7 protein-coding genes are annotated in these 13855 nt (G+C 65.0%); 2 read left to right on the top strand and 5 right to left on the bottom strand.

The genetic code is table 11. The features are described from left to right. Window positions 1-60: 60 nt before the first annotated feature. Window positions 61-609 carry a cob(I)yrinic acid a,c-diamide adenosyltransferase gene (locus tag RA167_RS10060; RefSeq protein WP_076787404.1) on the top strand — a complete coding sequence of 183 codons (549 nt, stop codon included), beginning with the start codon at window positions 61-63 and terminating at the stop codon, window positions 607-609. Window positions 610-780: 171 nt separating this feature from the next. Here RA167_RS10060 and aroG read toward each other — a convergent pair whose 3' ends face one another. The 4 genes from aroG to RA167_RS10040 form a co-directional block, all read right to left on the bottom strand. After that, complete coding sequence (aroG, locus tag RA167_RS10055; protein WP_076787402.1) at window positions 781-1854, bottom strand: 3-deoxy-7-phosphoheptulonate synthase AroG; 1074 nt, start codon at window positions 1852-1854, stop codon at window positions 781-783. Window positions 1855-2207: 353 nt separating this feature from the next. Further along, entirely contained in the window at window positions 2208-3674 is a 1467-nt protein-coding gene (tldD, locus tag RA167_RS10050) for a metalloprotease TldD (protein ID WP_076785437.1), read from the bottom strand. 130 nt (window positions 3675-3804) lie between these two features. Then, the gene (locus tag RA167_RS10045; protein ID WP_139336999.1) at window positions 3805-4647 is read right to left on the bottom strand and encodes a carbon-nitrogen hydrolase family protein; all 843 of its coding nucleotides are present in this window, start codon (window positions 4645-4647) and stop codon (window positions 3805-3807) included. Then, on the bottom strand, window positions 4644-9206 hold the full coding sequence (locus tag RA167_RS10040; protein ID WP_237574219.1) for a YhdP family protein: 4563 nt from the start codon (window positions 9204-9206) through the stop codon (window positions 4644-4646). The genes RA167_RS10045 and RA167_RS10040 overlap by 4 nt, the downstream gene beginning before the upstream one ends. Window positions 9207-9323: 117 nt before the next feature. On the opposite strand from RA167_RS10040, the gene glnE reads away from it, so the two are divergent. Beyond that, on the top strand, window positions 9324-12176 hold the full coding sequence (gene glnE / locus RA167_RS10035; RefSeq protein ID WP_237574220.1) for a bifunctional [glutamate--ammonia ligase]-adenylyl-L-tyrosine phosphorylase/[glutamate--ammonia-ligase] adenylyltransferase: 2853 nt from the start codon (window positions 9324-9326) through the stop codon (window positions 12174-12176). Between the two features lie 7 nt (window positions 12177-12183). Here glnE and recN read toward each other — a convergent pair whose 3' ends face one another. Continuing rightward, the gene (gene recN / locus RA167_RS10030; protein ID WP_076785435.1) at window positions 12184-13836 is read right to left on the bottom strand and encodes a DNA repair protein RecN; all 1653 of its coding nucleotides are present in this window, start codon (window positions 13834-13836) and stop codon (window positions 12184-12186) included. Between the last annotated feature and the right edge of the window lie 19 nt (window positions 13837-13855).

Genomic DNA, 13855 nt, shown 5'->3' with positions numbered 1-13855 from the left:
ATAATGTGCGTCGGACGCGGCAAATTGCCCTCGAGCCGATTGTCAATCACAGGAGCCATGATGGGAAACCGCTTGAGCAAGATCGTCACGCGCACAGGTGACGACGGCACCACCGGCCTGGGGAACACGAGCCGCGTGGCCAAGGACGATACGCGCATCGCGGCGATCGGCGACGTAGACGAGCTGAACTCGTCGCTGGGCGTGCTGCTGGCCGAAACCTTGCCGGCCCGCGTACGGGAGATGCTCGTCGCGGTGCAGCACGATTTGTTTGACGTCGGTGCGCAGCTATGCATGCCGGGCGAGGTGATGATCGTGGACGAGCATGTCGCGCGGCTCGACGACTGGCTCGAGTACTTCAATGCGCAACTGCCACCGCTGCGCGAGTTCGTTCTGCCCGGCGGCTCGCGGCCGGCTGCATTGTCGCACCTGTGCCGTACCGTTTGCCGGCGAGCCGAGCGCACGATCGTCGCGCTCGGCCATGAACAAGCCGTTGATGCGGCGCTGCGGCAGTACGTGAACCGCCTGTCGGACCTGCTGTTCGTCCTGGCTCGCGTGCTGAATGGCGAGACGGGCCAGCCGGAGGTGCTGTGGCGGCATGAGCGGGCGTAAGGGGCCGCTCATGCCGGTGTCACGGCATGGTGCCGCCAGCCCATTGCGGCGCATGGCTATGTTCCGCTGTCCGTCAGTGGTCACCGCCGTCGATTGCATTGCGATGAATCGCCGTCGCCGGTCAGTGGTTATCTCCGGTCAATCGCCGTTGTCGCAGCGTTGCCGCCCGCTTCAATTGCCGCTGCCGCGTGCGATGCGCCGTTGCCGGACCGCTTTGGCTAGTCCTTCGAGCACCGTCACGCTATCATCCCAGCCGATGCAGGCGTCGGTGACACTCTGACCATAGGTCAACTTGCAGCCGTCTTTCAAATCCTGGCGTCCCGCGACCAGATGGGACTCCACCATCACGCCGACAATGCGCTCGTCGCCGGCGGCGACTTGCCGAGCGATGTCTGCGCAGACCGGAATTTGGTTTTCGTGCTTCTTCTCGCTGTTCGCATGGCTTGCATCGATCATCAATCGCGCCGCCAGCCCCGACTTGCCGATCGCGGAGCACGCGGCATCGACGCTTGCTGCATCATAGTTCGGTGTCTTGCCGCCGCGCAGGATGAGGTGGCAGTCCTCGTTGCCAGCGGTCGATACGATCGCCGAATGACCGCCCTTGGTCACCGACAGAAAATGGTGCGGCTGCGAAGCGGCCTTGATCGCGTCAACCGCGATTTTCACGTTGCCGTCGGTGCCGTTCTTGAAGCCGACCGGGCACGACAATCCAGAGGCCAGTTCCCGATGCACCTGCGATTCGGTGGTGCGTGCGCCGATTGCACCCCACGAGATCAAATCGGCGATGTATTGCGGGCTGATCATGTCGAGGTACTCCGTGCCGGCGGGCAGTCCGAGCGCGTTGATTCGCACTAGCAGTTCGCGCGCGGTACGTAATCCGTCGTTGATCTTGAAACTGTTGTCCATGTAGGGGTCGTTGATCAACCCCTTCCAGCCCACGGTCGTGCGCGGCTTCTCGAAGTACACGCGCATCACGATTTCCAATTCGCCGGCAAAGCGCTTGCGTTGCTCCGCCAGGCGCTGTGCGTACTCTAGTGCCGCACGCGTGTCGTGGATCGAGCACGGGCCAATCACGACGATGAGCCGGTCGTCCATGCCGTGCAGAATCCGATGCAGCGATTGGCGAGCGTTGAAGATCAGGCCAGCGACGCGCTCCTCGCAGGGAAACTCCCGCAGCAGGTGCGCGGGCGGCGTCAATTCCTTAAGCTCGCGGATTCGAACATCATCGGTGTTGTGCAGGGCCATCATTGTTCTCCGGTTCAACGGTACGCGCCTCGCGCGCGGTGTTCGGGGCCTGGCGCCTGGCGAAAAAAAACCGCCAGGCGAAGCCGGCGGTTTTTCGGGAATGTGGGGTAATTCGCTTATCCGTCACCCACCCTCTCGGTCCGCCAGCGGCCTGAGATGCCAAAAGAAATAAAAGTAAAACTTGGCGGACATCGCGAAATGCAAACGAATTGAAAGGTGGTGTCGGTTCCGACTATATCGACTTTATACTCTGGACGAGCCCCCGTTGGCAACAGAGGGCCGTCAACGACGACGCATGATTGCGTCATTTCAATAAGAACCGCAACCCCCTTGCGGCTTCTGCGTGATTGGCGTCATACCGTGCCACCCACCGTCATGCGGTCGATGCGCAGCGTTGGCTGCCCGACGCCGACCGGCACGCTCTGGCCTTCCTTGCCGCACACGCCCACGCCTGTGTCCAACGACATATCGTTGCCAATCATCGACACGTACTTGAGCGACTCCGGTCCGCTGCCCACCAGCGTCGCGCCCTTGACCGGATAGGCAATCTTGCCGTTCTCGATCATGTAGGCCTCGGAGGCTGAAAACACAAACTTGCCGTTCGTGATATCGACCTGTCCGCCGCCGAAATTGACCGCGTACAGGCCATGCTCGACCGACGCAATGATCTCGGCGGGATCTTTGTCGCCGCCCAACATGTAGGTGTTGGTCATGCGCGGCATCGGCAACGCGGCATACGATTCGCGCCGCGCGTTACCGGTCACCTTCATCTTCATCAGCCGCGCGTTTAGCGTGTCCTGTATGTAGCCGGTCAGGATGCCGTCCTCGATCAGCGTCGTGCATTGCGTGGGGTTGCCCTCGTCATCGATGTTCAGCGAGCCGCGCCGGTTCGCCAGCGTGCCGTCGTCAACCACCGTGACACCGTTGGCCGCGACCCGCTCGCCGATGCGTCCGGCGAACGCCGACGAGCCCTTGCGGTTGAAGTCGCCTTCCAACCCGTGGCCGATCGCCTCGTGCAGCAGCACGCCCGGCCAGCCCGGCCCGAGCACGACGGTCATCGTGCCGGCGGGCGCGGGGCGTGCCTCCAGGTTCACCAGCGCGGCATGCACCGCGTCGTCGACGTATCGCGTCAGCACTTCGTCGGTGAAGTAGCCATAGTCGTAGCGGCCTCCGCCACCGCCGGTGCCGATTTCGCGGCGCCCGTTCTGCTCGGCGATTACGGTGACCGACATGCGCACGAGCGGACGCACGTCGGCGGCCAGTGCTCCGTCGCTGCGTGCCACCAGTACGACGTCGTATTCGCCCGCCAGGCCCGCCATGACCTGGGTGATGCGTGGATCTTTCGCGCGAGCCATTTTTTCGACGCGCTCCAGCAGTGCCACTTTTGCATTCGCATCCAGCGAGTGCAGCGGATCGGCCGGCCGGTACAGGTCGCGGCCCGCGACGCCGTGCAACGCACCGGCCGCCCGCACGCGAACCTTTCCGCCACCCGCACGGGCGATCGCGCGGGTGGCCTGGGCGGCTTGTGCCAGCGCTTGCGGCGACAAGTCATCCGAGTACGCGAACGCGGTGCGCTCGCCGGCCACCGCGCGCACGCCCACGCCCTGGTCGATGCTGAAGCTGCCCGATTTGACGATGCCTTCCTCCAGGCTCCACGCTTCGCTGCGGGTTGTTTGGAAGTACAGGTCCGCGTAGTCAACGCGATGGGAGAAAATCTCGCCCAGCGTGCGCACCAGAATGGCCTCATCGAGCCCGTAGCGCGTGAGCAGCAGGTCCTTGGCGGTGGCGAGGTGGCAGAGGTTTGGTTCGATGATGTTCATGCGGGCTCGCCCGTTTGACTGGTAAATGGACAGAAATTGGCGTTGCGACGGCACGATTCAAGCCGCGGGCGACCCTGCTGGAAGCGGTGTGGGCCGCCGCCGCTTTGCGGGCAACGACGCTGCGGTGCGCTCATGCCAGCACCCGATGCCGATACGCTGGCAAGCTCTGCCGTACCTGCGTGATACGTCGGACATCGATCGTGCCCGCTACCACGCCGGCACCGTCCGCGCGCACTGCGACGACTTCGCCCCATGGGTCCACCAGCATGCTGTGGCCCCATGTACGGCGCCCGTTCTCGTGCTTGCCGCCCTGGGCCGCGGCCAGCACGTAGCATTGGTTCTCGACCGCGCGCGCACGCAGCAGCATCTCCCAGTGTGCGTGGCCAGTCGTGTATGTGAAGGCCGATGGCACGACGATGAGCGCGCAGTCGCCAAGCTTGCGATACAACTCCGGAAAGCGCAAGTCATAGCATACCGACAAGCCCACGCGGCCAAACGGTGCATCGAACGCGACGACGTCGGTGCCGGGCCGGATGGTGCGCGTCTCGTCAAACGACTCATCATCTTTTTCGAAGTTAAACAGATGGATCTTGTCGTAGCGGGCCACGGCCCGGCCTTGCGGGTCAAACACCAGCGTGGTGTTCATCACCCGCCCGGATTCTGGTGCCACGAGTGGCAGCGTGCCGCCGATGACCCACACGCGGTGGCGCGCCGCGGCATCGGCGAGAAATTGCTGAATCGGGCCGTCGCCCGGCGTTTCCCGCACGGCCAGCTTGTCGGCGTCGCGGTGCCCCATGAAGCAGAAATACTCGGGCAGCAGCACGAGTTGCGCGCCGCCGGCGGCGGCTTCAGCGATTAACTCGCCGGCGGCCTGTAGATTCCGCGACACGTCCGGCGTGCTGACCATTTGCAGCGCCGCCAGCGCGAACGTGCTGGGCGCGGCACCGCTTGAGCGGAAAACGGAGTTGTTCATTGCCATGACACATAAGATTCAGGTCGGCCCATCTTACCGCGATCGCCCGGCACCTGCTCGACCTGCGGATGTGACCACGAGCCGGTGACCGCGTAGTGGCGTGCGAACGACTGCGAAATGGGGTCCGCCAAGACCAGGCCGGCGACGAAGGTACCCAGGCCGAGCAGCGGGTTGACCACGGCCGTGGCCAGTGCCGCGGTACCCACGCTCAGCGATGGCGCCACCGTCACCAGCAGGTCCTGCTGCTCGCGTCCAAGATCCGCGTTGCCTTGCATCGTGACCTTTGCGGATGTACTGCTCAGCGTGAAATCATCGGTCCTAGCAACGCCGTTGCGGATCGTGCCGGTAGCGGACACATTGTCAAACGGCAGTCCTTCGCCAAACAATGTGTTCAGATCCAACGTCGCCACGCGGGCGAGCGATTGCAAACTGAGCACGCCGAGCAGCCTGGCGGCGCCCGGATCGACCTTCAGGATCTGGCCATGCGACAGTCTGAGCGACAGCTTCCCGCTCAGTGTCGGATAATCGATGTGCGTCGGTCCGCCTCGCCAGCCAACGTTGCCTGATAGCGTGCCATTGCCGCCCTTGAGCGTGCGGGGCAGGCCGAGACGGTCGAGCAGGGCACCGCCGTCGGCGATATCGAGCTTGAAATCCAGCACAGTGCACTGCGGGTTATCGTCGCTGCTGTTGCCGTTGCTGCCGTTATCGTTGCTGCCGCTATCGTTGCTGCCGCTATCGTTGCTGTTGCTGTTGCTGTTGCTGTTGCTGTTGCTGTTGCTGTTGCTGTTGCTGTTGCCGCTGGCGCTAGTGCTAATGCTAGTGCTAGTGCTAGTGCTAGTGCTAGTGCTGGCATTGGCATTGGCATTGGCATTGGCATTGGCATTGGCATTGGCATTGGCATTGGCATTGGCATTGGCATTGGCATTGGCATTGGCATTGGCATTGGAGCGGCGCGTCGTTCTCCAGTTCGCGGTTGCCGACAGCTTGGCTGCTGGGTTTGTCACATCCAGCTTGTCCAATTGCCAGACTGGCGCGCCGTTTTCGTCGATGCTGCGTGCATTGACTTCTAGCTTGCCCAAGTTGTGTCCGCGCACGGTAAGTTCGTTGACGATCAGGTCAATCGCCGGGACATGCTGCGCCGGCTCTTCGAGCGCGCGACTCACCAGTGTCGCCTCGTGGCTGTCCGGAATCACCAGTTTGGCTAGCCGCGCGTCAAGCTGCCCGTATGGGCTGCGCGGCGTCTTCGCGTGCCACGCGATATGGCCGGATACTTCGTCCGATGCAATATTCGCTTGCCATGCGCCCGGTGTTTGTGTCGCATCGACTACCACGTTTTCCCAGCGGCGGTTCAACAATGTCAACGTATCGAAGTGCAGGCCGACGCGGGTAGGCACGAGTGCCGCGACGCTGTCGGGCAGGCTGAGCGAGGTGGCCGTGTCCGGCGAACAAACCGATGGGCCGGCGCAAGCTGCAGTGGGGCACGAGGATGGCGCAGCGGCCACCGGCTCAGTTGATATGGCGTCGGCGGGGACCGACATGGCGCCGAGCAGCGCGCGCCACGCGTCTGCGTCGAAGTGCGCCACATCCACCGCCGCGCTCACGCCTTCACTGGGCAGCACCGCTTTCCGGTTCACGGCGATCGCGCCGCGCATGATGGCCAGCTTGTCGTGGTTGCCGCACCGCACCAGATAAATGGCATTGAGCGGACCGAGTCGCGCATCCAGCCGACTGATGCCTGTCGTGGGTCGTTCACCGGCAGCCGTCGGCCGCAGGCGCATCGAGAACGGCATCGGCGCGCCTGCCGGTTTCCTGAATGGCGCCGGCAGTTGCAGCGCCAGCCCGCTCAGATCCGAGGTGGCCGAGATGTCGGGCGGTTCGTTCTTGCGCGTGCGCATGGCCACCGAGTAAGGGGCGCCGCCCGACATGCGGGTGAGCAGCGTGGCCAGCGGCCCGGGCGGCACTGCAGTCCGGGCTGCATCGGCGAGCAGGTGGCCCGACACGTCGAAGCTGCTTGATTCATCCTGCTGGATCGCGCCGTCGGCGCGGATGTCGCCGCCGAGGAATTGGCCGGTGGCGCGCCTGAACGTCATCGTGTGTTCGGTGAAATCGACCTTGCCATGGATCTGCGTGATCGGCGGCAGCGCCGCGAGCCGCTTGCCGGGCACGAATGACACCGTATTGTCCGCTAGCGTAACCGAGCCGTTTACGCCGACATGTGGCTTATCCGGATGGCGCGCAATCGCCAGCCGCAGCGCCAGCGTCGCGTTGCCTTTAGCCTGCACGGTCTCGCCCAGATGGTCGGACAGTACCGCGAGCGAGCTGCGATTCACGTAGTCGAGCATGTCGGCCAGCGGGCCACTAGCCACGCCATTGATCGCCAGATCCGAGTTCAGCGTGCCCAAATCGTCGATGCGGCCGGTCAACTGCGTGAGGGCGACACGTTGGTAGCGTGCGCGCTGGATATCAAAGCGCAGCACGTTTTGGTCCATCCGGAACAGCCCGTCGATGCCGTCGAACGCGGGCCATACCTGCGGCGTGCCGTTGCTCATCCGCTTCGGCGGGTACGGTGTCGGATCGAATCCGCCGTCTCGAAACGGCGCAACGATCTTGAAGATGCCGGCTTGTGGGTCGTGCGTGTACGGGAACTCGGCCAGTTCGCCATGGATGGCGATCGTCGCATTGCGCGAGGTTCCGGCCGTCAATGCATGGTCCAGGTAGGCGCGGGTATGTTCGCCGACGCCGGTCGGCAGATAGCGCGCGAGGCGGGGCAGCGACAGCCGGTCGAACCTCGCCTCCATGTCGAGCTTGCCGCGTCCGTGGCCGGGATTCGAATAGGTGCCGGTCGCGCTGGCGCGCACGTCCTCGTTATCGACGATGAATCGCGAGAGGTTGACGGTAACAGCCGGGCGGGCCGCGTCCGAGGCCAGCGGATGCGCGGTCCATGTCGCTTCGGCCGCGAACCGGTTGAACGTAAGTCGTGGATTGTCGAACGCCCCCGGGATCGTGACCGCGGCGTGGGGGGTATCGATCGCCGCGTGACCGCCGTTCTGGTCGGCGTCAATTTCGCCCCAGATGTTTTCCGCGCCGGGCAGGCCCACGTGCGGGTGGCCGCCCGGTGTAAGGCCGGGCGGCGGCTCCTGCGCGTTGACGCTGACACCTTCGAGTGCGGTCTTGACGCGATAGCGTACGATCGGCTCGCCGCCTTCGACGGCCGCCACGCTGGCGGCCTCGCGGGTTCGCGGCGCGCGGCGCTCGACCTGTATCGCGTAGTTTGTCAGCGTGCCGCGTGGGTCGAACCGGTCCAGTTCATTGAGCACGTGATGTGGCAGCGGCAACGTGCGCACGAACTGCGCGAGCAGCCCGAGATCGACCGTATCGCCGCTGATGCGAATCAATTGGCCACGGCCCAGCGTCGCACGGCGGAACCGGCCGTTGAATTCACCGATGTTCAGCAGTCGGGTAATCGGCGTGCCGTCCGCGAGCGGGGGCTGCCCGCCGAGTTCGGCGCGCAGATTGCCCAGATTCAGCGTGTAATCGAGATTGCGCATGTCGTTGCGCTGCAGCGACCAGTCCAGTCCGATGCTGGGCACGTCCAGCCGCGGCAGCGTCGGGGCCATGCGCAGCCGCAACTCGGACCCGGACAATGCGCCGCGCGCACCGCTCCATTCACCGGCCGCAAAGTCGAACCACGCAGTCACGTCCAGCGTGCCGCTTTGCGCATCCAGGCGCGCATCCGTGTAGCGGGCCAGTTCGGGCAGCGCCATGTCGCTGCTCGACACAAACATCGTGCCAGTCCAACCCGCTGGCTCGGTGAGCGGCTTCAGTGGCGAATGACGCAAGCGTGCGCGCAAGTCGAGCGGCCCGCGCAGCAAGCGTCCGTCCGGCTGCGCCTGCACGCCGAGTCGGTGAATTAGGCCGTGGTTGTCGATGGCCACGTGGATGTCGCGTAACGTCAGCGTCGGCAAGCCGCGCTGCGCGTCGGTCCAGTGCAGGACGCCGCCGCGCAACGCGATGGCGCGCTGCGTCATCAGCCAGCGCAGGAACGCGCTATTGTCGTGCTGGCGTGGATCCACCTGTACGCCGGCAATCGTATAGGTGCCGTCGGGGTGTCGTTTGGCGAAGACCTCGGGTTGTTCCACTATCAGACTCGAGAGCACCGGCGCCAGACGCGGCAATGAGCGCCACGACAGCGTTGCACTGGCGGCAGGCACCGCGAGCATGCGCTGGCCGTCCGGGTCCATGATCGTCAGTTGCTCGATGTCCAGCGTTGGCTGCAGCCCACTCCAGCGCCCGATCAGCCGACCGATGTGCACGTGCGCGCGAAGCGTATCCGAGATCCGTTGCTCGATGCGCGGCCGCAGCGAATCCAACTGGGGAAAGAGGATGTAGCGCAGACCGACGTACGTGGCCGCGGCGCCAAAGTACAGTGTGATGGCCAGGGTTGCGCAGAACGCGAGTACGCGGCGCAGCATCCGCTCACTCGGCCCGTGCAGCCGTCCGCCCCCGGCTTTTGCGTTGTGCGCATCGTTCGGGTCGAGTGTTTCCTGGCGGTTGGGCATGCGAGGAGCGCGGAACGTATGATAAGGAGCGGCGGAAAAACCAAATGTAACATACGGCATGCGAGTCAAACCTACCGCCGCCAAGGGTTTCATTGCATATGCCGTACCAATGACACGATGACTGACATGCCGCCGCCAAGTTCCCCGCTTGCTTCCGACGCCGAACCGCTGTTGAGCGCCGTCTATTCTCGCTATGCCGTCCGGCAGTACGCGGCACGGCCTGAACTGGCTGCGCGGGTGCGTGAACTTGCGCGCGCGCCGCTGACGCGGCAATGGATCGAGCAGCGGCTCGCGCAACTGGGTGCGCCGCAGGACGAGCCCGTAGACGACAACGTGCTCAAGCGCGCACTGCGCCTGGTGCGCACCGAGCTATTCTGCGCGGTGATGGAGCGCGACCTGGCCGGGTTGGCCGATGTGTCGGAGGTGACCGGCGCGATGACGGATTTGGCCGAGGTGGCGATCCGCCGCGCCCTTGCCTCGATCAGTGCCGAGTTGCACGCGCTGTATGGCATGCCGCTGAACGCGCAGCGACAGCCGCAGACGCTCGGAGTGGTCGGCATGGGCAAGCTCGGCGGACGCGAGTTGAACGTGTCTTCGGACATCGACTTGATTTTCGTCTACGAGGACGACGGCGAAACCGAGGGCGGCTCCCGCGCGCCGATCTCAAACCAAGACTTCTTCACCCGAGTCGGGCGCCGGTTGATCGGTGCGCTGGCCGAGCATACCGCGCACGGACACGTGTTCCGCGTGGACATGCGGCTGCGTCCAAACGGCGATTCAGGTCCGCTTGTCTGCAGCATCGGCATGCTGGAGGAGTACTTCTATGTGCAGGGGCGCGAATGGGAACGCTATGCGTGGATCAAGGCACGGCTGGTGTCGGACGTGGGTAGCGACGCCGGCGCGCGACTGGCGGCGCAACTTGATGCACAGGTCAGGCCGTTCGTCTATCGCCGTTATCTCGATTTCGGCGTGATTGCGGCGATCCGGGCGCTGCATGTGCAGATCCGTCAGGAGGCCACCCGCCGCGCGTCGTCGCGCCGCGACAAGGCCGATGACATCAAGCTAGGTCGCGGCGGCATCCGCGAGATCGAGTTTACCGCGCAGGTCTTCCAATTGATCCGGGGCGGTCAAGACGCCGGGTTCCGTATCCGGCCGACGCTGGCGGTACTCGATCATGCCGCGGCGCGCGGCTTGATAGCGCGTGGCGCGGTTCAGCGACTCGCACAGGCGTATCAAATGCTGCGCTGCATCGAGCACCGGTTGCAATACGTGAACGACGCGCAAACCCATGCGATGCCTGTCGATGAAGGCGAGCGCACGCAACTGGCAGCATCACTCGGTTTTGCTGACTATCGGGCACTACTGGCTGTGCTGGAGCGCCACCGCGCGTTCGTCGGGCAGCAGTTTGACCAGATCTTCGCGGACAAGCGTGGCGACGCGGCGGCGCCGGCCGGCGCAGGCGATCAGGCGCTCGGCAAGATTGGCAGCACAGCGTGGGAGGAGACCGCCACATGGATTTGGAGCAGTGCACTCGCCGATGAGGCAGCCGACGATGAGTTGCGCACTCGGCTTGCATCGCTGGGGTTCAACGACCCGCCAGCCATCCTGTCGCGATTGCATGCGGTCTGGCAGTCTGCGCGCTACGCCGGCCTGCCGGAACGGCATCGGACGCGTTTCGACAAGCTCGTGCTGCGTGCATTGGAGGCGACGCCGACGCATTGCAATGAAAGGGCCGATGCGACGTTGCTGCGTTTTCTCGATCTGCTCGAAGCGGTCGCGCGGCGTGGCTCGTACCTGGCGTTGCTGGTTGAGTATCCGGCTGCGCTGGCACGCGTGTTCGCCGTGCTCGGCGAGTCGCGTTGGGCTGCCGGCTATCTGATTCGCCATCCGCAGGTGCTCGACGAGTTGCTCGACGACGAGGCGCTGGTGAGCCCGTTCGACTGGACCGAGTTCAAGCGGATGCTGCTCGCCCGGCTTGCTGATGCAGACGGCACTGAGCATCAGATGGATTTGCTGCGTCACGCGCACCAGGCTGAGGTGTTCCGGATCCTGCTGCTGGATCTCAGGGGTCATCTATCGGTCGAGCACATCAGCGACCGGTTGTCGGAACTGGCCGACGCGGTCCTGGATGTGACGCTGCAGACCGTATGGCCGCAGTTGGCTCGCCGTCATTGCGACGTGCCGCGCTTCTCAATCATTGCGTACGGCAAGCTCGGCGGTAAGGAGCTCGGTTATGCGTCAGACCTGGACCTCATCTTTCTGTACGACGATCCCGATGAGTGTGCCGCAGAGATCTACGCGCTGTTCGCGCGGCGGCTGATCACGTGGCTGACCATGTCCACTGGCGCCGGCACGCTGTTCGATGTGGATCTGAGGCTTAGGCCGAACGGCGAGGCCGGGCTGCTGGTCACGAGCCTCGCCGCCTTCCGACGGTACCAATTGCGCGAGGGGGATGCCGCCAACACCGCGTGGGTATGGGAGCATCAGGCGTTGTCGCGCGCGCGCTTCTGTGCCGGGGATGTGCGCATCGGCGCGCAGTTCGATGCGATCCGTGCCCAGGTGCTCGCTCAGCCGCGCGATGCGCGGGTGCTGGCCACGGAGATTGCCGCGATGCGGCAAAAGGTGGCCGAAGGCCATCCCAATCCCACAGCGCTGTTCGATCTGAAGCACGATCGCGGCGGCATGGTGGACATCGAGTTCATCGTCCAGTACTGGGTGCTGCTGCATGCCGGCGCGCATCCCGTACTGCGGCGCAACACCGGTAACATCGCGTTGCTGCGTGAGGCGGCCCGCATCGGGTTGATGTCCGAGACACAGGCGGAACAGGTCGGCGGCGCCTACCGGACCTATCGTAAGCTGCAGCATGCGCTGCGGCTCGATGGAATGGACAAGGCGCGCGTGCCGCCCGAGCGTGTGCAGGTCGAGCGCGACGCGGTCACGCGACTATGGGAGCAGGTCTTCGGTGCGTGAAGAGGCTTCAAGCGGCCAGCATTTCCTTCGCGTGCTTGCGCGTGGTGGCGGTAATCTCGACGCCTCCGAGCATGCGCGCGACTTCCTCGACGCGGCTCGCGCGATCCAGCGCGGTCACTTCGCTGCGCGCTGCGCCTTGCGCATCGGTGGACTTGGCCACGCTGAAGTGGTGCTCGCCGCGGGCGGCGACCTGCGGCAGGTGGGTCACGCACAACACTTGTCGGATCTGGCCGAGCTGGTGCAGCAGTCGTCCAACGACCTCCGCGACGGCGCCGCCGATGCCGCTATCGACCTCGTCGAAGATTAGTGTCGGCGTCGGGCTCGCGGTGCTCGCGATCACTGACAGCGCGAGGCTGATGCGTGCCAACTCACCGCCGGATGCCACCTTCGCCAGCGGCCGCAACGGCACGCCGGCGTGGCCGGCCACGCGGAACTCGACCTGCTCGAGCCCATGCTGGCCGCCTTCAGGCAAGGGCTCCAACGCGACCTCGAACCGCCCGCCAGCCATCGACAAGTCCTGCATCCCGGTGGTCACCGCGTGGCTCAGCGCCTTGGCCGCCTTGGTGCGGGCTTTGGATAGTCGCCCCGCAAGCGTCATGTAGGCTTGCTCCGCGCACGCCTGCGCGGCGCGCAACGCGTCGATGTCCGTCGCCGCATCCAGCGCTTGCAATTGGGCGCGCCGTGCCAGCAACTCGTCGGGCAGGGCATCCGGTTGCATCCTGAATTTGCGCGCAGTCGAATGCAGTGCATCGAGCCGGGCTTCGACCTGCGCGAGTCGCGCCGGGTCCAGCTCGAGCCGCTGCGCGTAGTGAGTCAGCGAGTAGGCCGCTTCCTGCAGTTGAATTTCGGCCGGCTCCAGCGCGGCCAATGCGTCGCCGAGCGCGCTGTCGATTTCGGCCAGGCCGCGCAGTTTCGCGATGATGGCACCCAGTTGCGTGATCATGGCGTCGTCCGATTCGGACAAGGCGCCTAGCGCCGCTTGCACACCGTCGATCAGGTTTGCCGCGTGCGACAGCCGGCGGTGCTCGGCGCTGATTTCATCCCATTCGCCGGATTGCGGCGCCAGCTTCTCAAGTTCTGACAATTGCCACACCAGCCGCTCGCGCTCGAGGTGCACCTCGCGCTCCCGCGCTTGCGCGGCCTGCACGGCCGTCGCCGCGTCGCGCCAGCCGCGCCACGCCCGCGCGACGTCCGCGGTCAGCGCCGTCAGGCCCGCGTGCGCATCGAATAGCGCGCGCTGCGCGTCGCCGCGCATCAGTAACTGGTGGGCGTGCTGGCCATGGATGTCCACCAGCATTTCGCCGATGTCCCGTAACTGGCCAAGCGTGGCGGCTGTGCCGTTGATGAATGCACGCGAGCGGCCGTTGGCGTCGATTACGCGGCGCAGCACCACGTGCCCGCTGCCGTCGTCGAACGCATGCTCGGCCAGCCACTGCGCGGCGCCCTCATGCGCGTCGAACTCAGCAGTGATGTCCGCACGGTTCTGGCCAGTGCGTACCACCGTCGCGTCGGCTCGCGCGCCCAGTGCCAGCGCCAACGCGTCGATCAAGATGGATTTGCCGGCGCCGGTTTCGCCGGAAAAAACGGTAAAGCCACGCTCGAACTCGATGTCGAGCGAGGCGACGATGACAAAGTCCCGGATCGACAGATGACGCAGCATAGGCGAACGAAAGCGGTCG

Origin of the sequence: Mycetohabitans endofungorum (genome assembly GCF_037477895.1) — a bacterium.
GTDB lineage: Bacteria > Pseudomonadota > Gammaproteobacteria > Burkholderiales > Burkholderiaceae > Mycetohabitans.
The sequence above is the reverse complement of the archived record's forward strand: the minus strand, read 5'-3'. Positions and strand labels throughout refer to the sequence as shown.

What these genes read in the sequence shown, in the direction of transcription:
- RA167_RS10060 (WP_076787404.1), top strand. Translation starts at nt 61, where the DNA reads ATGGGAAACCGCTTGAGCAAGATCGTCACGCGCACAGGTGACGACGGC.
- aroG (WP_076787402.1), bottom strand. Translation starts at nt 1,854, where the DNA reads ATGGCCCTGCACAACACCGATGATGTTCGAATCCGCGAGCTTAAGGAA.
- tldD (WP_076785437.1), bottom strand. Translation starts at nt 3,674, where the DNA reads ATGAACATCATCGAACCAAACCTCTGCCACCTCGCCACCGCCAAGGAC.
- RA167_RS10045 (WP_139336999.1), bottom strand. Translation starts at nt 4,647, where the DNA reads ATGAACAACTCCGTTTTCCGCTCAAGCGGTGCCGCGCCCAGCACGTTC.
- RA167_RS10040 (WP_237574219.1), bottom strand. Translation starts at nt 9,206, where the DNA reads ATGCCCAACCGCCAGGAAACACTCGACCCGAACGATGCGCACAACGCA.
- glnE (WP_237574220.1), top strand. Translation starts at nt 9,324, where the DNA reads ATGACTGACATGCCGCCGCCAAGTTCCCCGCTTGCTTCCGACGCCGAA.
- recN (WP_076785435.1), bottom strand. Translation starts at nt 13,836, where the DNA reads ATGCTGCGTCATCTGTCGATCCGGGACTTTGTCATCGTCGCCTCGCTC.